This is a genomic window from Acidobacteriota bacterium (assembly GCA_018268895.1).
In the GTDB taxonomy this organism is placed as follows: Bacteria; Acidobacteriota; Terriglobia; order Terriglobales; family Acidobacteriaceae; genus Edaphobacter.
Map to the genome: position 1 here is coordinate 81,408 of JAFDVP010000014.1, position 23,644 is coordinate 105,051.

At 60.3% G+C, this 23,644-nt stretch carries 22 protein-coding genes; 12 read left to right on the forward strand and 10 right to left on the reverse strand.

The window, feature by feature from the left end:
* Nucleotides 1-5: 5 nt before the first annotated feature.
* Nucleotides 6-611, forward strand: a complete 606-nt coding sequence (locus tag JSS95_17515) for a hypothetical protein (GenBank protein MBS1801613.1) — start codon at nucleotides 6-8, stop codon at nucleotides 609-611.
* Between the two features lie 48 nt (nucleotides 612-659).
* Entirely contained in the window at nucleotides 660-1,955 is a 1,296-nt protein-coding gene (locus tag JSS95_17520) for a GGDEF domain-containing protein (GenBank protein ID MBS1801614.1), read from the forward strand.
* Here the strand turns inward: JSS95_17520 and bshB1 are convergent.
* Nucleotides 1,952-2,707: a bacillithiol biosynthesis deacetylase BshB1 gene (bshB1, locus tag JSS95_17525; protein MBS1801615.1), complete on the reverse strand. Its 756-nt coding sequence runs from the start codon at nucleotides 2,705-2,707 to the stop codon at nucleotides 1,952-1,954. The two genes, JSS95_17520 and bshB1, sit on opposite strands and share 4 nt — an antisense overlap.
* A 127-nt stretch (nucleotides 2,708-2,834) precedes the next feature.
* Nucleotides 2,835-4,244 (reverse strand): hypothetical protein, encoded by a 1,410-nt coding sequence (locus JSS95_17530; protein MBS1801616.1) that lies wholly within the window; start codon nucleotides 4,242-4,244, stop codon nucleotides 2,835-2,837.
* Nucleotides 4,245-4,480: 236 nt separating this feature from the next.
* Here JSS95_17530 and JSS95_17535 point away from each other — a divergent pair, with 236 nt between their 5' ends.
* Nucleotides 4,481-6,391, forward strand: coding sequence for a bifunctional homocysteine S-methyltransferase/methylenetetrahydrofolate reductase (locus tag JSS95_17535; protein MBS1801617.1), 1,911 nt, complete (start codon nucleotides 4,481-4,483; stop codon nucleotides 6,389-6,391).
* Nucleotides 6,392-6,652, forward strand: coding sequence for an exodeoxyribonuclease VII small subunit (gene xseB / locus JSS95_17540; GenBank protein ID MBS1801618.1), 261 nt, complete (start codon nucleotides 6,392-6,394; stop codon nucleotides 6,650-6,652).
* 6 nt (nucleotides 6,653-6,658) lie between these two features.
* On the opposite strand, the gene JSS95_17545 is transcribed toward xseB, so the two are convergent.
* The 4 genes from JSS95_17545 to JSS95_17560 form a co-directional block, all read right to left on the reverse strand.
* A complete protein-coding gene (locus tag JSS95_17545; protein ID MBS1801619.1) occupies nucleotides 6,659-7,675 on the reverse strand; it encodes a VWA domain-containing protein in 1,017 nt (338 codons plus the stop codon).
* 24 nt (nucleotides 7,676-7,699) lie between these two features.
* Nucleotides 7,700-8,701: a polyprenyl synthetase family protein gene (locus JSS95_17550; protein MBS1801620.1), complete on the reverse strand. Its 1,002-nt coding sequence runs from the start codon at nucleotides 8,699-8,701 to the stop codon at nucleotides 7,700-7,702.
* A 113-nt stretch (nucleotides 8,702-8,814) separates the two neighbouring features.
* On the reverse strand, nucleotides 8,815-9,315 hold the full coding sequence (locus JSS95_17555; GenBank protein MBS1801621.1) for a YajQ family cyclic di-GMP-binding protein: 501 nt from the start codon (nucleotides 9,313-9,315) through the stop codon (nucleotides 8,815-8,817).
* A gap of 35 nt (nucleotides 9,316-9,350) precedes the next feature.
* Nucleotides 9,351-10,217 (reverse strand): TatD family hydrolase, encoded by an 867-nt coding sequence (locus JSS95_17560; protein MBS1801622.1) that lies wholly within the window; start codon nucleotides 10,215-10,217, stop codon nucleotides 9,351-9,353.
* 417 nt (nucleotides 10,218-10,634) lie between these two features.
* Between JSS95_17560 and JSS95_17565 the strand changes: the two genes are divergently transcribed.
* Nucleotides 10,635-11,093, forward strand: coding sequence for a cupin domain-containing protein (locus tag JSS95_17565; GenBank protein ID MBS1801623.1), 459 nt, complete (start codon nucleotides 10,635-10,637; stop codon nucleotides 11,091-11,093).
* A gap of 311 nt (nucleotides 11,094-11,404) precedes the next feature.
* On the opposite strand, the gene metG is transcribed toward JSS95_17565, so the two are convergent.
* The 4 genes from metG to JSS95_17585 form a co-directional block, all read right to left on the reverse strand.
* Entirely contained in the window at nucleotides 11,405-13,777 is a 2,373-nt protein-coding gene (gene metG / locus JSS95_17570; GenBank protein MBS1801624.1) for a methionine--tRNA ligase subunit beta, read from the reverse strand.
* A gap of 207 nt (nucleotides 13,778-13,984) precedes the next feature.
* The gene (locus JSS95_17575; protein MBS1801625.1) at nucleotides 13,985-14,689 is read right to left on the reverse strand and encodes a FadR family transcriptional regulator; all 705 of its coding nucleotides are present in this window, start codon (nucleotides 14,687-14,689) and stop codon (nucleotides 13,985-13,987) included.
* 133 nt (nucleotides 14,690-14,822) lie between these two features.
* Nucleotides 14,823-16,154 (reverse strand): MFS transporter, encoded by a 1,332-nt coding sequence (locus tag JSS95_17580; GenBank protein MBS1801626.1) that lies wholly within the window; start codon nucleotides 16,152-16,154, stop codon nucleotides 14,823-14,825.
* A gap of 372 nt (nucleotides 16,155-16,526) precedes the next feature.
* Complete coding sequence (locus JSS95_17585) at nucleotides 16,527-17,975, reverse strand: alpha-L-fucosidase (GenBank protein MBS1801627.1); 1,449 nt, start codon at nucleotides 17,973-17,975, stop codon at nucleotides 16,527-16,529.
* A 213-nt stretch (nucleotides 17,976-18,188) separates the two neighbouring features.
* Between JSS95_17585 and meaB the strand changes: the two genes are divergently transcribed.
* From meaB to JSS95_17620, 7 genes are all read left to right on the forward strand, one after another.
* Nucleotides 18,189-19,457 (forward strand): methylmalonyl Co-A mutase-associated GTPase MeaB, encoded by a 1,269-nt coding sequence (gene meaB / locus JSS95_17590; GenBank protein MBS1801628.1) that lies wholly within the window; start codon nucleotides 18,189-18,191, stop codon nucleotides 19,455-19,457.
* Complete coding sequence (tsaB, locus tag JSS95_17595; GenBank protein ID MBS1801629.1) at nucleotides 19,457-20,122, forward strand: tRNA (adenosine(37)-N6)-threonylcarbamoyltransferase complex dimerization subunit type 1 TsaB; 666 nt, start codon at nucleotides 19,457-19,459, stop codon at nucleotides 20,120-20,122. The genes meaB and tsaB overlap by 1 nt, the downstream gene beginning before the upstream one ends.
* A complete protein-coding gene (rimI, locus tag JSS95_17600; protein MBS1801630.1) occupies nucleotides 20,119-20,586 on the forward strand; it encodes a ribosomal protein S18-alanine N-acetyltransferase in 468 nt (155 codons plus the stop codon). Before tsaB ends, rimI begins: the two co-directional genes overlap by 4 nt.
* Nucleotides 20,587-20,703: 117 nt before the next feature.
* A complete protein-coding gene (locus tag JSS95_17605) occupies nucleotides 20,704-20,925 on the forward strand; it encodes a DUF465 domain-containing protein (GenBank protein MBS1801631.1) in 222 nt (73 codons plus the stop codon).
* A gap of 91 nt (nucleotides 20,926-21,016) precedes the next feature.
* The gene (locus JSS95_17610; GenBank protein MBS1801632.1) at nucleotides 21,017-21,637 is read left to right on the forward strand and encodes a phosphatidylserine decarboxylase family protein; all 621 of its coding nucleotides are present in this window, start codon (nucleotides 21,017-21,019) and stop codon (nucleotides 21,635-21,637) included.
* Nucleotides 21,638-21,708: 71 nt separating this feature from the next.
* The gene (gene pssA / locus JSS95_17615) at nucleotides 21,709-22,500 is read left to right on the forward strand and encodes a CDP-diacylglycerol--serine O-phosphatidyltransferase (protein ID MBS1801633.1); all 792 of its coding nucleotides are present in this window, start codon (nucleotides 21,709-21,711) and stop codon (nucleotides 22,498-22,500) included.
* A gap of 42 nt (nucleotides 22,501-22,542) precedes the next feature.
* Nucleotides 22,543-23,589: a segregation protein B gene (locus tag JSS95_17620; GenBank protein MBS1801634.1), complete on the forward strand. Its 1,047-nt coding sequence runs from the start codon at nucleotides 22,543-22,545 to the stop codon at nucleotides 23,587-23,589.
* Nucleotides 23,590-23,644 lie beyond the last annotated feature (55 nt).

Below are 23,644 nucleotides of genomic sequence, written 5' to 3' on the forward strand. Positions count from 1 at the left end.
GAGCCATGGCAATTGTGGTGATAGGCGGACACTCGCGCAACGTTGGCAAGACCAGCGTTGTAGAAGGAGTGATTCGTGCGCTGCCGGAATTCAACTGGACGGCCTTCAAGGTTACGCAGTTCGGCCATGGAATGTGTTCGGCAAACGGCGAACCCTGCGACTGTGAGACGGCTGAACACACCCTGGCGGTGAGCGAGGAAAGAGAGAGCGTCTCCGGTACAGACACGTCGCGCTACCTCGCTGCCGGGGCCGTGCGCTCGTTGTGGGTGAGGACGCGCACCGGCGATCTGGCTGAGGCGATGCCACGCATCCGAAAAGAGTTGCAGAAGTCAGAAAACGTTGTCATTGAATCGAACAGCATACTTCGCTTCCTGAAGCCGGACGTCTATTTGAGCGTGCTCGATCCTGCGGTGGAAGACTTCAAGGATTCTGCCCGTCTGTACCTGGATCGAGCTGATGCGGTGCTGGCGCCTGAGGGAGTATTGGGGAGGCCGGAGTGGAAGGGTGTCTCCTTGAGATTGCTTGAGGGCACACCGGTACTGGCGATGCGACCGCCGCAGTATGTCACCGATGAAGTGGTGTCGTTCCTCAAGAAACGGCTCGTTCGATGAAACGGAACGGCTAAGTCCAGGTTGCATTCCGGCAACGCCAATTTTTATGTGGCATTTGGCCGTGCGTGGGGCTACACTCCCCCGTTATATGAGTTGCTGTCGGGTGCGGGCACGATGGACACGACGACGCTGGTACTGGCAAACGGTCTGCTCTTTGCACTCTATGCGGGAGTGATGCTGGTCAATGCCAGGATTGTGGGTGGAACGCGTGGGGCGATGTGGTTCGCGGGCGCAAACCTGCTTCGTGGAGCATCGATGCTGCTTGTCGGGGTCGAATGGATGGACCTTACTCCCGCGCGATACGCCGCGGCAATCAGCGCAATGTTTGCTGTTGTCGGTGCATTGATGCTGCACCAGGCCTTTGCCGACCTGCTTGAGCGCGGCGAACTGATGCGCGGCGTGCAGGTTGCACTGGTAGTCGCAATGGCTGCCGGTTCAACGCTGATGATCCTCTTTCCATCGCTGGAATTTCTTCTTGGAGTGATGCTCTGCGGGGTCTTGAGTCTCCAGTTTGCGGTGATCGCTCTTCTGGTGTTCCGGTTTTCCGGTGAGGGGGTAGGTCCGGCGGGGTGGCTAACCGGACTTGCACTGCTGTTCTATGCCTTCATGTTGATGTTGCGGGCAGTCCTCTCCACCAAATTCGGCATAAAGACGCTGAATATCTCTGCGCCAATCATTCCGGTCTGGCTGATGGCGTGCATCGTGACCAGCGCCGCCACCGCGTTCGGCTTTATGTCGCTTTCCACGGCGAAGCTGCGTGTTGAGCTTCTGTGGAGAGCGCAGGTTGACGAGTTGACCGGTCTGCTCAATCGCTGGGCATTGAAGCGTATGGTGATGCGCGAGATCGAACGGTGCAGGCGAAGAAAGAGCTCCCTTGCTGTCATCATGATCGACCTTGATGGCTTGAAACGGGTGAACGATACGACGGGGCACAGCTCTGGCGATGTAATGTTGCAGGCTGTAGCTGGGGTGTTGCACGAGGCGGTGCGCGAGCAGGACTCCGTGGCGCGCATGGGAGGCGATGAGTTTTGCGTGCTCCTGTCGGAGACATCGCTAGACGAGGCGATCATTGTCGCCGAAAGGCTGCGAGAAGAGATTCAAGGCCTCATCGTCAACTATCGGGGTGAGACGGTGAGGACCGGGGCGAGTCTCGGCGTGGCATCGTCCGATGTCTGTGGGCTGGGCTGGCAACTGCTGATGGACTCCAGTGATTCGGCGCTCTATCGGGCAAAGCGCGACGGCAGAAACCGTGTCGTAGCGGCAAAGAAAGAGAGCGCCGCAGAAATTTCCACGCAGGTGGAGAGAGCGTCGTTCATCGGTGAGCGGAGCAAACTTGCAAATTAGATAGACTGCACGGGAAGAACCATCAGGTCATCGACAAGTCCAACCTCTTTTTGAACAAAAGGCTCGGCGTACCGTACGCCTGCCAGAAGTCCATAATGTCTTGCGGTTGCGAAGGTGCGTTCGCGGATTTCTTCTCCAGGAACGAAGAGCGATCCTCCTGCTGCCTGGTTGGCGTACTGCGACCGGTAGGCCAGCAAAGATTGCAGCCGCTGCTCCATATACAGAGTAATGTCGACGACAAAACTCGGCCGCACATCCGCATAAAGCGAGGCGTAAAGAATCTTGTATGGGCGATGCGGCGCGTCCGTGCTTCCGGGGATTTCCACCTTGCTGAGGCCGCTGACAAAACAGGCCTCGTAGCCGAGCGTAGCTGTGGTGTAGTGGTCCGGGTGACGACCTTGCCAGTAAGGCAGAATGACCACGCGCGGACGTAGTCTGCGAATCACCGAGGCGATCTTCAGGCGATTGGCCAGTGTGTTCTCGACGTTGCTGTCGGGCAGGTCGAGCGCCTCGCGATGCTCGACGTTCAGGATGCGCGCTGCTTCTTCAGCTTCGGCCTGGCGCTCTGCCGCCGTTCCACGAGTGCCGGACTCGCCCTGCGTCAGATCGAGGATGCCTGTCCGCCACCCCCGCGCGTGCATGGCGAGCAGAGTGCCGCCACATGTCTGTTCCACATCGTCCCGATGCGCGGCAATGGCGAGAATGTCAGTGGGGCAGGGAGTAGGGGGTAGGGAATGGGGAGTAGAGGACATGGCTAGAGTTTAGTTTGCTGCTTCGCCGACGCGGTAGAGACTGCGCGTCATCTCGATCGCCCTTTGCCAGACCTTGAGATCGCGGCAGGACTCCACCATCCGGCTTTCTACTCCCTACACCCTGTTTCTAATTCGCGTCGTTGGTAACCGCGTCGAGAAAGGCAACGTCGAGCGCTGTGCCCTGGACCGTGATGAGGGAGTTGTCGATCTCGGAGCCGTCGGCCGTGTTGAAAGCGTGAACCTGGCCGCCGTAAGCGGTGTACATCTTGTGCTTATTCTGCACCCAGCAGAGGCCTGTCAGGTCGCCGTAGTAATACTGGTTCTCGTTCGCGTTGGGATACGGCACATGCGAGTTTGGGTCGGATGGATTGACCGAGGGAACAATTGCTGCCGTCTTGGCTCCCATATCAAAGCGGGTGAGGCAGTTGTAGTTCTGATTCAGCTTGGCGCGCTCGCCCGTGGCACAACCCTGCGAGCCGATCCAGAGCGTGTTGTCGTCGCCAAAGAGCAGCTTGGTATGGTAGCCGTCGGAGATGGAGTACTGGCCCGTGACGGTGTTGCTGGCCAGGTCCATCGTCGAGAGGAAGCCTGTGAAGAGGCCGTCAGGCTGCAATTGTTGCCCGGCTATATAAAGCGTTGTTCCGTTGGATAGAACCGCGGTTGCGCCGCCCGGCACCGCCACGCTTCCCGTTACAGGCGACGGATAGCTTGTGGATGTCGGAAAATTGTCGATGCGCAGCGCTCCCTGCTGCAGCATGGTGAGGCTCGACGCGTTGCCGCCGCACTCCTGCCCGCAGTTCAAGACGTAGGCCGTTGAACCATCAAGAGAGAAGTAAGCTCCCACTGGGCGGTCGAGGCTGGGTTTGGTCGTGCTGTCAGGCACCGGGACGACGCAATAGACCGGCAGCGCGAGCGGCTGGCAGTCCACCGCGCCGGGGACCGCGGGCTGGTTGGCATTCAGCTTGATCAGCCGGTAAAGCGTATTCGAGTTGCGCACCATCGCAAGAACGACCGTGTCGCCCTGGTTGGCTGCAACGCGATAAACGTTCGGCAGGTTCAGAGCAAATGTCCTGCCAGTGGTGTTATCGATGACGACAAACACGCCCGATGCCGATACCGCTGCGTAGACGTGATTGAATCCCAGGGGGACAGCAATGGAGTCGGTGTTTGCCGGCAGCGTTCCACCCGAGCCTGAAGAGGCTTCTTTACCGTAGTCGACCTTGGTCAGGCTGCCGTCGTTCCTCGAATACACATAACCCAGGACCTGCTCCGGGAAGTTGAAGATCATCGAGGGGTAGCCCGCTGCGTATCCAGAGATGGAGAAGGTAGTGTTCGCGTTGAAGACGCTTCCGCGAATGTCGCGCTTGGCGTCAAGAATCTGCAAGCTGCCCAGACCGCCGTTCACCGTCAGGCCAACCATCACGCGGGTATCCAGCTTGCTTGGTGGAATTGGCCGGTTGGCAAAGGTGTACTGCGGAAACTTGTAGTAGCGCACACCGCACGAAGACAAGCCGAACGCGACCATGGCGAGAAGCAGGCCGCAGAATACCTGGGCGCAGAACGACTGGGAAAGGAGACTACGATTCTTCAACGGTGACTAACTCCGAACTGCGCTTGTGGGGCGTGGTTTGGGGCCTGGGAAGGCCGCGATTCCATCGCCCAAGTATAACAAACGGAACCCCCGATACGACGTAGGGTTGCGGTCTGGATCGCCCGTTTGGACGGAAGACCGCCGTAGCTTAAAATAGCCGCACGACCGCCGAAAAGAGGACAATGACCAACGCTTTGAACGCAGAGAAGAGTGTCGCCGGGGTGCGGCGGCTGTTTCAGGGATCGCCTGTGCTATGCGACGGCGCCATGGGCACGATGCTCTACGCCCGCGGTGTCTTCATTAATCGCTGCTATGACGAACTGAACCTGACGCAGCCGGAGACCGTCCGCGCCATCCACCAGGAGTATCTTCAGGCCGGGGCCGAGGTCATCGAGACCAACACCTTCGGCGCAAACGCCTACCGGTTGGAGCACTACGGTCTCCGCGACAAGGTCGCCCAGATCAACACCTCCGGCGTTCGCCTGGCGCGCGAGTGCGTCAACCAGATCCGCGAGAAGCAGGCGGCAGAGGCTTACGTTGCCGGAGCTATCGGGCCGCTTGGTGTTCGTCTTGAGCCGCTCGGCAAGGTCGGCCTCGACGAGGCGCGTGCAGCCTTTGCTGAGCAGATTGCCGCGCTGGTGGAGGGCGGACCGGGCGTGGGAGCCGACCTGCTGAGCATCGAAACCATGACCTCGTTGACCGAGGCCGAGCAGGCTGTCGCCGCCGCTCGCGCCGTCGCTCCCGATGTTCCTGTGATCGTGATGGTGACGGTCGACGAAGAGGGCAACTGTCTCGACGGTACTTCGGCCGAGACAGCGGCCGAGCGCCTGACTGCTACAGGTGCGGACGCGATCGGATGTAACTGTAGCGCCGGTCCCGCGACGGTGTTGAGCGTGATTGAACGTATGCGTCCGTTGACGTCGCTCCCTCTGGCAGCCATGCCGAATGCGGGAATCCCCCGCGCGGTTGAGGGCAGGACGATCTATCTGACCTCTCCCGAGTACATGGCCAGCTTTACCCGCAAGCTGGTGAAAGCTGGTGTGTCGCTGGTCGGCGGCTGCTGCGGAACGACACCCAGCTACACGCGGGCGATGAAAAGCGCCCTTCGTGCGATGGACGCGATGGACGCCGGAGCGCAGGTGATCGAACGCCGCGCCGAGCCGCACACGGAGAACAAGATTGCGCCACCCCTACTGGCGCAGCGTTCCAAGATCGGAGCCATGGTGGCCGCCGGCGAATTCGTCTCGATGGTGGAGATTGTTCCGCCCAAGGGAATCGACTGCACGAAGGAGATCGAGGGAGCATCGCAGTTGCACAAGCTCGGCGTCGACGCGATCAATGTGCCCGACTCGCCGCGAGCCAGCGCCCGCATGAGCGCGCAGAGCCTGTGCGTGCAGATACAGCAGCATGTCGGCATCGAGACGATCCTTCACTACACGTGCCGCGATAGAAACGTGCTGAGCATCCAGAGCGACCTGATCGGAGCATCCTCGATCGGACTTAAGAACATCCTCTGCCTTACAGGCGATCCGCCAAAGCTGGGCAACTATCCGGACGCGACGGCAGTCTTCGATGTGGATGCCATTGGGTTGGTGAACATCGTTCGCAACCTGAACTACGGCCTCGATATCGGCAAGAACTCCATCGGAACTTCGACGGGATTCACCATCTCTGTTGCTGCGAATCCTGGCGTCCCCGACATTGATCAGGAGGTGCGCCGCTTCGCCTATAAGGTGGAGGCAGGCGCGGAGTTCGCCATCACACAGCCGGTCTTCGACCTGCGCGTGCTCGAAGAGTTCCTCCGCAGGATCGAAGGCTTCCGCATCCCAGTCATTGCCGGTATCTGGCCGCTGACGAGCTTCAGGAATGCCGAGTTCATGAAGAATGATCTGCGCGTCAGCATGCCCGACGAGATCATGGCGAGGATGGCTGCTGTACCGTCGCCTGAAGCGGCTCGCGCCGAGGGCGTAAAAATTGCGCAGGAGATGCTGGCTGAGGCGCGGCCGATGGTGCAGGGTGTTCAGGTCTCGGCGCCCTTCGGCAAGTACGCAGCTGCGGCGCAGGTGCTTGGACTGATCGAAGGCGGTGCATAGATGGCGGACTTTGAGAAGAGATTGACAGACCTGGAAGCAGTCGTGGACCGGCTCGAACAGGGCGACCTCCCGCTCGACGAATCGGTGCGTCTCTTTGAAGAGGGAATGAAGCTCTCGCAAAGCTGCAAAAGGGATCTCGATGATGCCGAAGGGCGTATCCAGGTGCTCCTCGAACAGGGCGGCGGAAAGATGAAACCGCAGCCGCTTGAGGTTGAAACGGACGAAGAAGACGAGATCACCGAAGAAGAGGATGAAGAGTAGCCAAGTCTACTTCGACTCTTCAGAACCGGTCAGCCAATAGCCGTTTCTGGCCGAGACAGTAAGCTGCGGGTAGTGAGTCAGGCTTACGTGGATGGGGTGGAAGCCGGGGTCTGCTGGTGACGGCGTGAAACTGAGCATGTAGCGATAGCGAATGTGATTACCGATCATGGCAACAACATCGTCCAACTGTTGCCGGCTCTCGAAGCGGATCGCTTCGCCGCCTGAGACCGAGGCAACCTCTGCGGCCACGTCCTTTCGCATCGAGTCAATCACCATATTCAATGCTTCGGTGAAGTCGAAGGAAGCCACGCGTATCCCATTGCCAAAATCCACTGGCGGGCTTCCATGCGGAGGTTCCTTCAACGCGCCCTTGAGTCTCGTTATCTGGGGCGTAAAGGTCACGGAGTAGATAGCGGTATTCGTCTCGCCGGTGATGCGGGCGATCTCTTTTGCCGTGGTCTTGCTTCCAGAGTCCTGAGGCTGTGAGATCAGCAGGATCACCCTGCGGTGATTGGCAGGCCGCTTTGCGAGCAGATCCAAGCCGAACTTGAGAGCGTCCATGATTGCGGCGCCACTGTCACCGGGGTCCGGATGATCGATTGCGTCAGTCCACTGCGCAATATCGGAGGTAAACGTCGATGCTGCCTCGGGTTTGCTGTCGAAGTTGACGATGGCAACCTGGTTGGGAGCACCGCCGAGCATTGACGCGAGCATCGTCTCCAGGCCGCGGTACTTGTCGAACTCCCTCACCGCCGCGCTGCCGGTCTGCATCAGCACTACCAGCGAGAGCGGTTGCTTGTCGGATTCATCGAGCGCGACTTTTTGGGGAACGCCTTTATCTGTTAGAAGGAAGTCGTCGGCTTTGAGCGAATAAACAACCTCTTTCGTCGTGCTTTGAACTAACGCAGGGACTACGACGAGTCTGGTTGCAGCATGGAGTGTGCTATCGGTGTTCGGAGTGTTCTGTGCACAGAGCGTTCCGGAAACTACAAGTAGCAGAACGGTCGTGAGAGACCAGCGCACGCAGAGATTTTAGCTGAAAAGCGTCTAGCGGTCGCGGCTGGTGACGAAGCCCGGCACCCAGAGCAGAGCTCGCTTTGCATCCGACTGTGGCAGGTCGGCGATCGACTGACGGGCGGCTTCGGCGTAGGCGCAGGCTGTGTCCATCGCGTATTCGATGGAGCCGTGGCGTTGCAGGATCTCGATGATCTGCGGGTGGGAGATGTGGGCGAAGCTGCGGTCGTTGAGGACCGTGCGTATGGCCTCGCGGTCGGCTCCTGTTCCGCGCTCTAGCGCGTGGATTACAGCTAGTGTTGCCTTGCCTTCGCGCAGGTCGCTGGCGACGGGCTTGCCGAGGATCTCTTCCATTGCGGTGAGGTCGAGCACATCGTCGACGATCTGGAAGGCGAGTCCGAGATTGCGGCCGTATTCGCCGAGGCGCGCCTCGATGACCTCAGGGTCGCCAAAGCTGTGCGGTGTGATCGCCGCGCCAAGCTGCATCGAGACTTTGAAGAGGCAGGCCGTCTTGCGATAGATCAGGTCGAAGTACTCTTCTTCGTTGATCAACTTGCCCAGCTTTTCAATCTGCAGCAGCTCGCCTTCGACCATCTGCTGTGTCAGCGAGATGAGCAGGTCAAGGACGTGGAAGTTCCGCTCTTCGAGGGCAGCGGAGAAGGACTGCATGTACAGCCAGTCCCCGGCGAGGACGCACTTTGAGTTTCCCCAGGTTGTGTTGCTTGAGGGGCGTCCGCGGCGGGTGTCGGCCTCGTCGATGATGTCGTCGTGGACGAGCGTTGCGGTGTGCAGCATCTCAACGACAGCGCCGAGCCGGATGCGGCTGTGATTGTCGTTGCCGAGCGCCTTGGCCGCGAGCAGCAGCAGCAGCGGGCGAATGCGTTTGCCGCCGCCCGCAATCAGGTACTGCGCGATGTCGGTGATGACGGCGACGTTCGAGGCGGACTGCTTCGAGAACTCCTGCTCGATGGCGGCGAGATCGTCGCGGAGAAGGTCGAAGACCTCGGCGGCTGTCGCGATGGAGAGAGTGCTCAAAGCTCTTTCAGAGTATCAGGTGAGGCGAGGGCCGAAGGCAGAAAAGCAGATTCCTCCACTTCGCTGCGCTCCGGTCGGAATGACAACTCTCAGGGCCATCGAGGGCGGCAACGCTAGTTACTGCGATAGTTGGTGAATTGGAGGTCGACGCCGAAGTCTCCACCGCGGAGCTTGCCCATGATCTGTTGCAGGATGTCGCGGTCTTTGGAGACGACGCGGACGGTGTCGCCCTGGATGGAGGCCTGGGCCTTGAGCTTGGAGTCCTTGATGAGGGCGACGATCTTCTTTGCGGCGTCGGAGTTGATGCCCTGCTTCAGCTTGATCTTCTGGCGCACGGAGGAGCCGGCGGCGGGCTCGATCTTCTCGTACTCGATGTTTTTGAGCGAGACTCCGCGCTTGACCAGCTTCTGCGAGAGGATCTCGATGACCGCCTTGAGTTTGTACTCGTCCTGCGAGGCAAGCTGGATGACATCCTGCCCCTGAAGCTCGATGGAGGACTTGGAGTCCTTGAGGTCGAAGCGGGCGTGGACCTCTTTGCTTGCCTGGTCGATGGCGTTCTTGACCTCTTGAATCTCAACCTTGCTGACGACGTCGAAGCTGTTATCGGATGCCATGTTCTGTTTTCCTCTTTTGTCTTATGTCGTTTCTATTATTTCAGGCGTTGCGTTTCGCGAGTAGTGGGAAAGAGCCGGTGGAAGTTTTCCGTTGTCTGCACTGCCAGTTCATCGGTTGAGATGCCACGCAGCTCGGCAAGGGCTGCCGCGGTGTGGGTAACGAAGGCGGGTTCGTTGCGCTGGCCGCGAAGCGGAACCGGGGCGAGGAAAGGCGCGTCGGTCTCGACGAGGATACGGTCGGCGGGAGCGAAGGCAGCTGCGTCGCGAATGCTCTGCGCCTTCGGGTAGGTTAGGTTTCCGGCGAAGGAGAGGTAGAAGCCGAGATCGAGCGAGCGTTTTGCGTCGTCGATGTTTCCCGAGAAGCAGTGCATGATTCCTGGCAGCTTTGCAGGCTTGAAGTGTTCGGTGATGAGGGTCAGAGTATCGGCCCAGGCGTCGGCGGGACCGTACTTTTCTTTGGCTTTTGGCGTGGCAAGCTCGGAGGTGCGGCAGTGGATGATGATCGGCTTCTGGAGTTGGACGGCGATCTTCATCTGGGTAACGAAGGCATGCTTCTGCGTCTCGATATCGGGGTTTTCAAGGTGGTAATAGTCGAGCCCGATCTCTCCGACGGCGACGCAGCGCGACTGTCCGGCGAGACGGGTCAGCTCGGCGAGAGCTTCCGGCGTGGCGTTGTGCGCCTGCTCGGGATGAATGCCTGCTGATGCGAAGACACGGGGCTGACGGTCGCCTTCGACGGCGTTGGCCAGGTCGAGAGCGAGGTGCATCTCGGAGGGGTTCTCGCCGATTCCGATGGCGAGGATGGTTCTTACGTCGGCATCCCAGGCGCGCGCGAGGATCTCGTCCCGGTCAGTCGGGTGCGTGGTGTAGAAGTCGAGATGCGCGTGGGAGTCGATGAGCATTGCTGGGTGTACCCCGTATTTTTTAGTGCAAAGTCTTCAAACGATTGCAGTTACGGTTGGACTTCGTTATGCGGTTCTGGCAAAAGTCCTTATATTTCGTGTTCGATGGCTCCAAAGTATTCAGGAATAAGGATTTGATGCCGGGTTCAAATTGACGGAGTATGAATTCAGGTTCTTTATTTAGTGTATCGAATCGGGAAGGGTAAATCGGCAACGTCGATCTCCTTTGTTTCGTTGAAGATGGAGGGAAGTGGGGCTTGACAGGATTTTGTGGGGCGCGGGAAGGAAAATGCAGGTTTCTGCCTTCGACTTCGCTCAGGGCAGGCTCTGCGCTGTGCTCCCTCGGAATGACACCCTTCGGGGGTGGTTTGCGCTCCGCTCGGAATGACACTGCCAGTGTGGGATAGGATGGCGGGCATGAAGAATTTAAGTCGACGTGATCTTTGTGTGGCTCTCTCTGCGCTGGCGGCGGTGGGAGCGGGGGCGGTGCCGGAGGCGGATGCCCAGGCACGGGGAAATGATGTTCTGGACAAGTCGCGGACGTGGACCTTCGAGTCGCTTCCGGTGAAGCCAAGTTCGAACGGTGGAGCGAGCCGTGCCGTGGTGCAGGGAGTTCTGGCAACGGGTGAGCCGGTGGAGGTGCATGAGACGACGCTGCCCGCGGGGCAGATGCCGCATCCTCCGCACAAGCATCGCCACTCGGAGTTCATCTTCATCCGCGAGGGCGAACTTGAGGTGAACAGCAACGGCACGATGAGCAAGGTTGGGCCGGGGGGAGTGATCTTCAACGCGTCGAACGTGATGCACGGGTTGAAGAATGTGGGCACGACGATGGCCAATTATTTTGTGATCGCGATCAGCCGGGCGGACGGGTGATCGGCCCCAGGGGCTAAAGCCCCTGTTCGTTTAGCTGGATTTTAGAGCATTTTCACTCATATGTCGGACAAGGGCCAAAGGCCCGACAGATATCAGCCTGGGCCGAAGGCCCAGGTAGGCGATGCCAATCAAGGCTTCGAGCGCTGAAAGCGCGACATAAATCCACGCCGAATGAACCACGCCTCAAGGAAAATTGCTCTAAGGGCCAAGCCTGAAGGCTTTGGCGTACCCAGAAGCGGTTCGAGCTTCGCTCGAATGTCCCACCTTAGGCGCTGCGCGCCGAAGATGGGGCACCCGGTTTGTGGGAGACCCTATTTGAGGCGGGAGCCTAGTTCGATCTGGTCGGAGTCGGCGAAGGTGGCGAGGATGGGTTTGCCGTCTTCGCCGTGCGAGGCGGCCAGCAACATGCCGTGCGACTCTAGGCCGCGCATCTTGCGGGGGGCGAGGTTGGCGACGATGATGATGCGGCGTCCGATGAGGTCTTCGGGCGCGTACCACTGCGCGATGCCGGAGAGGATCTGGCGCTTCTCGGTGCCGAGGTCGACTTCGAGGCGGAGGAGTTTGTCGGCCTTGGGGATGCGCTCGGCGACGAGGACGCGGGCGACGCGGAGGTCGATCTTGGCGAAGTCGTCGATGGCGATGGGAGCTGAGGCTTCGGCTGCTGTTTCAGCGACAGGAACGGCCGCAGAGGACGCGGCTTCTGAGGATTGAGACGCGGGTGGCTCCGCGGTCTGCGTGGTCGCGGTGGTGTTCTGTTCGGCGTCGGTCATGACTTGAATGAGTTCCTTGGGTGCGCGGGGGAAGATGGGGCCGAGCGGGCCGAGCTTTGTTCCGGGCTTGAGGCCGCCCCATTGAAGATTATTTAGCACGCCGGATTTTGCGGCGGCTTCGATGTCTCCAAGGCCAAGTTGTTCCCAGACCTTTGAAGTGGAGTAGGGAAGTATGGGGTAGAGGAGCGCAGTGATGATGCGGATGGATTCGGCGGAGGTATAGAGCACATCATCCCTTTCAATACCTTCGGCCATCTTCCACGGTGCGTTACTACTCAAATAGCTATCCGTACCAGATATCGCCCACATGGGATTTTCAACAACCCTGGCTAAATCAAAGTTCTTAAATGCTTGATTGATACCCAGTTCGAGAGGACCCGCCGAAAATCTAAGTTGAAAATCCTTTTTCTCTGTTTCGTTAGCAAATGCCCATTTACCAGGGCCGCTGATGAAGCCAAAGAAATATCGTTGTGCGTGTTCAGGCAGTTCGTTGGGTTCAAGCTTAATTGCGGTCGGAATCTGCGAACTTGAATATTTCTGAATCATGGTCAGAGTGCGACTGACGAGGTTGCCGTAGCCGTTGGCCAGGTCGGAGTTGTAGCGCTGCACGAGGGCGTCGAAGGAGAAGCTGCCGTCCTGGCCGAAGGGGATCTCGCGGAGGAGGAAGTAGCGGAGGACGTCGGAGGCGAAGAGGTCCTGATCGTGCTTTGGTGGTAGAGAAGCAGATCCCTCCACTGCGGCGCTGCGCGCCTCCGGTCGGGATGACGGGGCTGGTCGGGATGACACACCGTTGGTGACGAGTAGGGAGCCGAAGGCGTCGAGGATGGTTTCGGTGCGGACGATGTTGCCGCGCGACTTCGACATCTTCGACTCTTCAAAGAGCAACCAGCCGTGGGCCTGTACTTTCTTCGGCAGCGGGAGGCCGGCGGCGAGGAGGAAGGCGGGCCAGTAGACGCAGTGGAAGCGGATGATCTCTTTGCCGACGAGGTGGAGGTCGGCGGGCCAGAACTTTTCGAGCTTCGCGATGTCGACGGGCTTATCGGAGCCGTAGCCGATGGCGGTCATGTAGTTGGCGAGGGCGTCGAGCCAGACGTAGATGACGTGCTTCTTCTTTGTGGCGGATGCGGCGGGCTCGGGGACGGGGATGCCCCAGTCGAAGGAGCTGCGCGAGATGGAGAGGTCCTTGAGTGCGCCAGGGACGTAGGGGGTACCTTTGGCGGAGAAATGCAGGTCCTTCGACTCCGCGCTGCGCGCTTCGCTCAGGATGACACCATCCTGAGCGGCTGGGATATTTGAAGAGACGTTGCCGCGAAGGAAGCTGAGGACTTCGTTGCGGCGGGACTCGGGTTCGATGCGGAAGGCTTTGGGATCGTCTTCATCTGCTTCGATGCGGTCGATCAGTTCGGCCTGGTAGGCGCTGAGGCGGAAGTAGAAGTTTTCTTCGGTGACGGTCTCTGTGGGTTTGCCGTCGGGGCCGATGGTTCCGGGGGGGCCGTCGACGAACATCTCCTCGCCTACGGAGTATTGGCCGGTATAGGTGTCGAGGTAGATGTGGCCGCGCGAGTAGAGCTCGCTGAAGAGCTTCTGGACGCCCTGCTTGTGCCGGGGTTCGGTGGTGCGGATGTAGTCGTTGTGGGTGATGCCCATGCGCTTCCAGAGCCCCTCGAACTGAGCGGAGACCTGGTCGGTGAACTGCTGCGGGGTGATTCCGGCGGCCTCGGCGGAGCGCTGGACCTTCTGGCCGTGCTCGTCGGTTCCGGTGAGGAACCAGACGTTGTCGTCGCCCAGGAGAAGACGCTGGCGGCGGGCGATGACGTCGGCCGCGATGGTGGTGTAGGCGTGGCCGATGTGGGGGCGCGCGTTGACGTAGTAGATCGGCGTGGTGAGGTAGAACTTCTTCTGCGCTTCAGACATGGGTCGTAAGGCCCAGTTTATCAGGGAGTCGTGTGACATATCCCCAGGGGCTAAAGCCCCTGTTTCTTGTGTGGATGGGAGAGGCCCAAGGCTAAAGCCCTGGGGTACCTGGATGCGGTTCCGCTTCGCACGGATGCCCACCTTAGCGACGATAAAGCAGTCGCGAAGATGGGGCACCCGGTTTGTGGGCTGGGAACTGGCGTTATTTCAGGAGGCGGTTTTGGCGGCTATGCGGTCGAGAGCGGGCAGTGCGGTGTCGGTCTCGGCGTCTTGCGCGGTGCGAGCGAGGTTGAGATGCACTTCCATGGTGCGGCGGGCTCCGGCGGGGTTGTGGGAGCGGATGGCGCGGTAGATCTCGCGGTGCATCTCCGCCGACTCCTTGAGGTCCTGCGCCTTCTGGACGGTCTTGGAGCGGTTCTCGTAGAGATTGGCGGTGATGGTCTCCATGAGCGCGCCGAGGATGGGGTTTCCCGCTGCACGGGCGATGGTGCGATGGAAGCGGACGTCGTGGATGAGATATTCCTGGGGATCGTCGAGAGAGGCGTACATCTCGGCGACCTCTTCGGCCAATTCTGCGATGTGCTCGTCGGTGGCACGCTCGGCGGCGAGTTCGGCGACGGAGGCCTCGAGGACGAGGCGCGCCTCGAACATCTGCCAGGGCAGGAAGCCGTGGAGGACGCCGAGGACGGAGAGCGAGTTGGAATCCAATGCCGGAGGGCCGGAGGAGACGAAGGTCCCGGCGCCGTGGCGGCTCTTGAGGACTCCCATGGCGGAGAGGAAGCCGATGCCTGCGCGAAGGCTGGAGCGCGAGATCTGGAGCTTGCGCGCGAGTTCACGCTCGGGAGGAAGGCGGTCGCCCGGTTTCACTTCACCGGAGGCGATGAGCGCGCGGACGTGCTCGACGACCTGCATGGTGAGTTGGCTATGCGGGGTGGTGACGTCCTGGTCCTTGTCTTGCGCCTCTTTTTTCAAAACTGCGACCGTCCCTTTCCTTCGAGAAAAGAAGGGTAACACGCGGGCGGAGAGCGTCGCCAAAGCGAGACGTTCAGGCCGTTTTAGGCGGTCCGAGGCGCGGAACGAGAATCTGGAAGATCGCTAGAGCAATCAGGTAGAGGCTTGCGGCGATGGAGAAGACCACGAGCGGATGAAGTGAGAGGTTGTGCTTGACCATCCAGGTGAAGGCTGCACCGCCAGCGGCGCCGACTGCTCCTCCGATGCCGACGACGGTGGAGACGGCGGTGGAGGGGAACATGTCGGACGGTGTGGAGAAGAGGTTGGCGGACCAGCCCTGGTGTGCCGCGGCCGCGATGGCGATCAGCAGCGTCGCCGGCCAGGGATTGGTGGGGAAGAGCGCTCCCATGTGCGGAACGAAGATAAGCGGCAGAACGAGCAGGGCCATCGAGAGCATCGCGAGCTTGCGTCCCTTGTCGACGGAGTAGCCGCGGCCCATGAGCCAGCCGGAGAGGGAGCCGCCGAAGATGGAGCCGACGGAAGAGACGACGTAGACGGTAACGATGAACCAGTAAGACTCGGAGAGTGAGAGGCCGTAGTTCCGGTTGAGGAACTGGGGCAGATAGAAGAGATAGAACCACCAGACACCGTCAGTGAGTCCTTTACCGAGGGCGAAGGCGTAGGTGCCGCGGTTGGTGAGTAGCTTGCTGAGCAGTGGGCCGCCTTCGGTGACGGGGGCGAGCGCGGCCTGGGTCATGGTGGCGCCGCGGCGCAGCTTGTTATACGGGAAGGCCAGCCAGATGACGAGCCAGATCATGCCGAGCGACCCCGTGGCGAGGAAGGCGGAGCGCCAGCCGAACCGGGCCGTGATGAAGGTGATGAGGATCGGCGTGAGGAAGAAGCTGACGTTGGTGCCGGAGTTGAAGAGTCCCACGGCCTTGCCGCGCTCGTTGGTGGGGAACCACTCTCCAATGGCCTTGATGGCGGCGGGGAAGTTGCCGGATTCTCCGAGGCCGAGGAAAGCGCGCGCGATGCAGAAGCCCATGACGGAGCCGACGAGAGAGTGGCTCATGGACGACAGTCCCCAGATGAGGATGGCGAGGGCGTAGCCGGTCTTGGTGCCGAGCTTGTCGATGATGCGCCCGGCGAAGATGAAGCCGATGCCGTAGGCGAACTGGAAGACGATGATGACGTTCCCGAAGTTGTTGTCGAAGGCAGTCTGGTGGAACTTGTCGGCGCTGAAGTCCCAGCCCATGAAGGGAACGTTGTGCAGGAGCGGCTCGATGAAGGCGAAGACCGAGCGGTCCATGTAGTTGATGGTGGTGGCCAGGAAGAGCAGGAAGCAGACGAACCAGCGGATGGGGGTCTTATCGGGGGCCGATGTGGTGAAGCCTGGTTCGGACAGGCTTGAGGCGTTCGTCGACATGAATCAGTGCTCCGGCGGCAATGCTGGTCAGACCATTGCTGGAAATGGGCCGCGAAGGCCGTGGGAGTTAATGAAGAAGAAGTCTGGGGATGAGCATAGTCGCTGGCGGGATACAGGTGTCAAGACTATTAGTTCGTGGTTCGGCCAATTTGGCGTTGTGGTGGGTCGAGTTTTGCTCGAATGAACCACCACAAGTGGGCTGGGGGAAAGGATACCGAGGGGCTGAAGCCCCTTTTCTTCGTTGGATAGAGAGAGGCCCAAGGCTAAAGCCTTGGGGTACCTAGATGCGGGTTAGAGCTTCGCTCGAATGAACCCAGGTCTCAGAATCGAGACCTGGGCCACCCGTTTTTTGTTAGTGGATGTGGAGGTGAATTATTTTGCTGTGTTGAGGACGAGGACCGTGGCGATGGGGTCGAGGGCCTTGGCGGGTAGCTGGACGTCGAGGGCGTCGCCGCTTTGGGTGAACTTGAGCGGCTTGTGTGCCTTGTCGGCGAGCAGGTAGGCACTGGTGACCTTGCGAGGCATCTTGTCGACGTGGAAGCTGTTCTTCCAGTCGAAGATCTCGACGTAGACTTTGCCGGGCTTGGTGGTGGAGCGCCACTCCCATGAGGGGACGAACTTTGGCTTGCCGTCGCGACCCTTCTCGGTGGTGCTGAATGTGCCGGTGGGGGTGTCGAAGATGGTTGCGGAGGTCCCGTAGATGGCCTCGCCGTTGACGTCGAGCCACTTGCCCATGGCGCGGAGGCGTTCGACCTCGGGGGCGGGGACGACGCCGTGGGAGTCGGGCCCGATGTTGAGCAGGTAGTTGCCGCCCTTGGAGGCGATGTCAATGAGGTTGCGCAGGAGGGTCTCTTCAGACTTGAAGTTGGTGTCGAAGGACTTGTAGCCCCAGGTGTCGTTCATCGTCATGCAGGACTCCCAGTCGCGGCCGGGGTAGCCCTGCGGGGGGATGAACTGCTCCGGGGTCTCGGTGTCGCCTTTGTAGCCTCCACCGAGACGGTTGTTCCAGATGAGGTTGGGGTACTTGTTGAGCAGCTTGACGACTTCGGCGGCGCGCTCGGGGGTCATGGCTTTGCCGGGGGTGTCGAACCAGACGACGACGGGGAACTCTTTGTAATTCTCAAGCAGCTCCTTGATCTGGGGGATGGACTTCTTGTGGAGGTAGTCGTCGAAGGAGCCGTCCTGTGCCTTGTCCCAGTGGCCGGTCTCTTTGTTGTGTCCGGGGAGATCACGGTAGGCGGCGCCGCCGCCGGGAGCGGTCCAGTCCTGCGACTGCGAGTAGTAGAAGCCGAGCTTGACGCCCTGCTTTCGGCACTCCTCGGCCAGCTCCTTGAGGGGATCACGCTTGAAGGGGGTGGCGGCGACGATGTTGAAGGGGTCGACCTTGGAGTCGAACATGGCGAAGCCGTCGTGGTGCTTGGCGGTGATGACGATGTACTTCATGCCGGCGGCCTTGGCGAGGGCGACGATGTCGTGCGCGGAGAAGCCGGTGGGGTTGAACTGGGTGGCGAAGGCCTTGTAGTCGGCGACGGGGATGGAGAGGTCGTTCATGATCCACTCGCCGATGTGGGTGGTGCGCTGGCCATGCCACTCGCCGGCGGGGATGGAGTAGAGGCCCCAGTGGATGAACATGCCAAAGCGGGCGCCGCGCCACCAGGCCATGCGGGCGTCGCGCTGGGCGGGAGTCTCGGTGTCCTGGATGGCGGGGACAGGATGGTTGGTTGACTGCGGGATGGGCGCGCTTCCTTCGAGCTGCGCGTAGCCGAGAGATGCGGAGGCGAGGAGGATGCCAGTGGCGATGGAGCGGTACGTAAGCTTCACTGAGGGGTCCTTAGGTTGAAGTGACGGCACGGGAATTATAGGTGAAAGTATCTGTTTATGGGCGCAAATGATTTGAGGTCTTGCCGGATGAGAATCAAACCGCAGGTCCCTTCGACAAGCTCAGGGCAGGCTCTTCGACTGGCTTCGCTCGCTCAGGATGACACGCTTTTGGGGTTACTGGGGGCAATCGAATGCCCCCTGAGGCAGAGAGTTATGATCGCACAGGTGAGCGGACGAGTGAGTACGGAAGGGATGCTGGAGCGTCTTCGGGCGGGCGATGTGCGGGCGCTGGCGCGCGCGATCTCGATGGTTGAGGATCGGTTGCCGGGGGCGGAGGCGTTGTTGGAGGCTGCCAGAGCGATTGCGGGAAGGGTGCTGCGGGTGGGAGTGACGGGCGCTCCGGGGGCGGGGAAGAGCACGCTAGTGGATCGGATGGCGCGGCAACTGGCGGAGGAGGGAGAAAAGGTTGGCGTGGTGGCGGTAGACCCGACGAGTCCGCAGACTGGCGGGGCTTTGCTGGGAGACCGGATACGGATGCAGGGTGAGAACGGAGTTTACATCCGAAGCATGGCTTCGCGCGGTGCACTGGGTGGGGTTTCGCGCGCGGTGAGCGATGTCTGCGATGTGATGGCGGCTGCGGGGAGAGAGACCGTTCTGATCGAGACAGTGGGTGTAGGACAGGACGAGGTTGAGGTATCACGGCTGGCGGATGTGACGGTGCTGGTCCTTGTTCCGGGCATGGGAGACGACGTGCAGAGCCTGAAGGCCGGGGTGATGGAGGTGGCCGATGTGTACATCATTAACAAGAGCGATCGCGGCGGGGCGGAGCAGGTCGAGGCGGAGATTGTAGCGATGCAGGGATTGGCAACGGCTTCGGGGGGGTGGGTTGCTCCTGTGGTGCGTTGCGTGGCGACGACGGGTGAGGGAGTTGCGAGGTTGATGGAGGAGGTGCGGCGTTGCGCGGAGTGGAAGGCGGGCAGTGGTGCCAGCAGTAACAAATACAGGTCCTTCGACTTCGGCGGCGTTGCCGCCTTCGCTCAGGATGACACCTTTATTGATGGCGGAAAGAACGGGTTGCGGCTGGATCATCTTGGTGTGGCGGTGAAGAGCATTGCGGCGGCCCGAGGATTTTATGAAGGGCTGGGGATGCGTGTTGCGCACGAAGAGACGGTGGAGCATGAGCAGGTGAAGACGGCGATGCTTCCTGTGGGTGAGAGCAGGATCGAGCTGCTGGAGGCGACGGCGGAGGATTCGGTGATCGGCAGGTTCGTTGCAAAGCGCGGCGAAGGGCTTCACCATATTGCCGTGGCTGTAGAGGATGTCGATGAGATGTTTCGGAGACTGAAGGAGCAGGGGATTCGGCTGGCGAGCGATGCGGTGCGGGTGGGAGCGGGAGGACACAGGTACTTCTTCGTGCATCCGGCGAGCACAGGGGGAGTGCTGGTGGAGATTGTAGGAGACATGGAGAAGGGTCGTAGCTGATGCGGTTTTTGCTGATCGATACGTGTGGGGCGGAGAGCAGTGTTGCGGTTGCGGATACGTCTCTGCCGAATGAGCTGGTTGCCGGGGAGACTCTGCCGGGGCGGAGCGCTTCGGAGCGCCTGCTGCCGGTGGTGAAGCAGATGCTCGGCGCAGCCGGATGGCGGCTTAGCGATTTGGCGGCGATTGTTGTGGTGCATGGGCCGGGATCGTTTACCGGGGTGCGTGTGGGGTTGAGCGCGGCGAAGGGGCTGAGCGAGGCGGGCGGTGTCCCGCTGATAGCGGTGTCGCGGCTGGCGGTGCTGGCGAGTGCCGCGCGGAGAGAGGACCGCGAGATTTGCGCGGTTCTGGATGCCGGACGTGAGGAATTTTATTGCGGCGTTTACGCGGGGCATCGGTGCGTGTGCGAAAATCTGCTGACAGGCGAAGAGGTTGCTGCCGCTGCTGTTGAAGCTGTTGCGGTGGTTGTGTGTGAGGCGAAGGTTGCCGATGTCCTGGTTGAGATGAGGCCGCTTGTGGTGCGAGAGCCGCTGGCGGCCGATGCGTTGCCGTTCGCGGTGGAGCGGGCTGAAGCGCAGGCGTTCGACGATGTGGCTGCGCTGGACGCGAATTATTTGAGGCGGACGGACGCGGAGATATTCGCCAAGCCTGTGGGGCAGGCTAAGTGAGCGTGGCTTTGGAGATACGCGCGGCGCGGGTGGAGGACATCGCGTCTGTCATGGTGCTGGAGCGTGCGGTAGAGGGTGCTCCGCACTGGAGTGAGCAGGAGTATGCCGCGATGCTGACTCCATGCGAGGGCGTGGTGGTTCGCCGTAGGCTGATTGTGGCCGATAGAGACAGCACGCTGATTGGGTTTGCAGTGGCGAAGGTGATTGGTGACGTGGGGGAGCTGGAGAGCGTCGCAGTTGCAGCCGGTGAGCGGCGGAACGGAGTGGGGTTGGCCTTGTGCGAAGCGGCGATTGAGTGGTGCCGCGGCCAGCAGGTTGAAGCGGTGGAACTAGAGGTGCGCTCAAAAAACGAAGCTGCTGCTGCGCTGTACAAGGAATTGGGATTTACTGATGCGGGAGTGCGTAAAGCGTATTATCGCGACCCTGTAGACGATGCCGTTTTGATGACAAAGGTTTGCCGCTGACTGCTATCAAAAATGGCTCATTATTTTGTGGATTTCATGTTTTGCGTTTGGTGATGGGCATGTGTTAAGGTGTGGGGCCAAGTTGGGATGTCGTTTGAGCCAGGAGGTGTCCGTCTCATGCAGACTGCCAAATTTACGGAGCTACCGGAGTCCGCACTCCACCCCACTCTTCAACAACTGGCACAGGAACACAGTCTTTATGACCGCAGACTGGATACGCTGCGATCGAAGCTGTTTTTGACCGAGCCGGAGAAGATGGAAGAGGTGAGGTTGAAGAAGCTGAAGCTGAGTCTGAAGGACGAGATGGAGCGGATTCGGCGGATGGAACAGGTTCCGTAATCTCCGCGAGCCAGCTTTATCTGACGAGGGCAGCAACACGAGTGTACGCGGGAGTCGTTATGCGCCCGGTGGCCGTATAATCGAGTCACTTATGGTTCGAGATGGATACTTCTACGCGCTGGGGTTAGGCGTGGTCGCGGTGCTGGTGTGGAAGCTGACGCATCTGACGCTGCTGGTGGCGTTGCCTGTGCTGCTGGCGTTGTTTTTTTTGTGGTTCTTCCGCGATCCTCACAGAACGATTCCGACGGGGCCCGGACAGATCGTTTCCCCTGGCGATGGCGTGGTGACCGAGGCGGAGTGGATCGAGACGCCGACGGGCAGCAAGCTGCGGTTGAGCGTCTTTCTGAGCGTCTTCAACGTGCACGTGAACCGTGTTCCAGTAGGTGGCAGGGTGACGCTGGTGGAATTTCGCAAGGGTGAGTTCATGAACGCGATGAAGCCGGAATCGGTGCTGGCCAATGAACAGACCCTGATTACGATCGATGCCGGAGGGTACGAGGTGAGCTTCAAGCAGATTGCGGGCCTGCTGGCGCGGCGAATTGTCTGCAATCTGAAGGCTGGCGATGTGGTGACTCGCGGGCAGCGGATGGGATTGATCAAGTTTGGCTCGCGGGTAGATGTGCTGATGCCTGCGGAGGCGAACCTGAAGGTCAAGAAGGGCATGAAAGTGAAGGGCGGCTCGACGGTGCTGGCAGAGATAGCGGTGAACTGATGGCATCGGAGGCGTCCGGAGCGGCGCGTTTGAACCCAGCCGATAAAGAGAGACGCCGACCGAGCCGCGGCATGTATGTGCTGCCGTCATTGTTTACGGCGGGAAATATCGCTGCTGGATACTACGCGATTACGCAGAGCATTCAAGGCTCGGCGGCGGCGCCGGAATTCTTCGACCGCGCGGCGCTGGCGATTGGTTTCGCCGTATTGTTTGATGGCGTCGATGGCATGATTGCGCGGCTGACGAACACGGCGAGCGACTTTGGCAAGGAGCTGGATTCGCTGGCGGATGTGATTACGTTCGGCGTTGCTCCCAGCCTGTTGGCGTATCTGTGGGGAGTGCGAGCGGTCCCGGTCGCAGGGTATCCACATCTGCACGACCGAATGGTGCATCTGGGGATATTTGTCTGCTTCCTGTTTCTGATCTGCGGTGCGAGCCGGCTGGCGAGGTTCAATATCAGCGTGAATCCACAGCCGCGCAACCCAGGCAGGCCGGGCAAAAAGTACTTTGTCGGTATGCCGATTCCCGCTGGGGCGGGTGTGGTGGCTTCGGTGGTGCATTTTGAGAATGGCTCGCCGATCGATGACCCGCGTCTGTCTGTTGTGTGGCTTTGCCTGATTCTGTTTACGGGATTCCTGATGGTAAGCACGTGGCGGTTCTGGAGCGGCAAGGAGATCAGCCTGGGACAGAGGCATCCTTTCCAGCTTGTTGCGCTGATTGTCGCGGTCGGCGCGGTGATCGCGTTGTATTCGGAGTATGCGCTGATCGTTGTTGCGCTGGGGTATCTGGTGTCGGGTGTGTTGGCGCGGCTGGCCTATTCCTGGGGACAGAAGAAGAGGCGGCAGGCTTCGACAACCCCCTGAATGCATTAGGTGTGGAGAAGCAACAGAGGATTGCAGGTGGATATGGCGGGCAGACTGTATCGCATTGGGGTTGTGGGAGCTTCATCGCTGGCAGGAAAAGAGCTTGCAGATGAACTGGGTGAGTCGCTGCTCGCTGCCTCAAATGTCGTGCTGCTGGATGACGATGAAGACGCTGCAGGACAGGTGACTTCGGCCGGAGAAGAGCCTGCATTTATCCAGAAGATTGAGCCAGAGACCTTCGATGGTATGGACTTCGTTTTCTTTGCCGGAGATGCAGAGGCGGCAAGGCATCACTGGCAGGAGGCACGGCGGGCGGGTGCGAGCATCGTCGACCTGACGTATGCGCTGGAAGCGGAGAAGGATGTGCTGGTGCTTGCTCCGTGGGCTTCTGAGGCGATCGGTGCAGTGGGACGCGCGCCTGATCTGAAGACTCCGGCCGTGATTGCGGCGCATCCGGCGGCGCTGATGCTGGCGTTGGTCGCGGGAAGGTTAAACGCGCGGGTAAGTATCAAGAGCCTTGCCGCAACGGTGATGGAGCCGGCGTCGGAGCATGGGCGCGCTGCAATGGATGAGATGCATCAGCAGACGGTGAGCCTGCTGTCGTTTCAGACGTTGCCGCGTGAGCAGTACGATGCGCAGGTGTCGTTCAATCTGTTGCCGGCTTTGGGAGAGAACTCGCGCGTGAAGCTGGCCCAGACGGAGCTACGTATCAGGACGCAGTTTGCGCAACTTGCCGGAGGGGCGCTGCCCCATTTGGCATTGCAGATGGTGCAGGCCCCGGTATTTCACGGCTATGTGGTGCTGTTGCTTGTTGAACTGGACAGGCCCGCAGCGATGGAGGATGTTGAGGCCGCTCTTCAAGGCGAGCACATCGATCTGATTGGCGACGATGGCGAGCCTCCGAGCAACCTGACTGCAGCTGGCCAGGAGGACATTGTGGTGCGGGTAACGGGTGAGTTCGGCGATGCAGAGACGAGTTCGCGGTTCTGGCTTTGGCTGGCTGCGGACAATCTGAAGCTGGCTGCGCTGAATGCAATTGCCTGCGCAGTGGAGCTGCGGAAGCTGCGGCCTTCCGGCAAAGTTCAGTAGCTGGACAAGAGTATGTGCAATGCTGGATGGGCCTTCGATCGTTGATTGGAAGCGT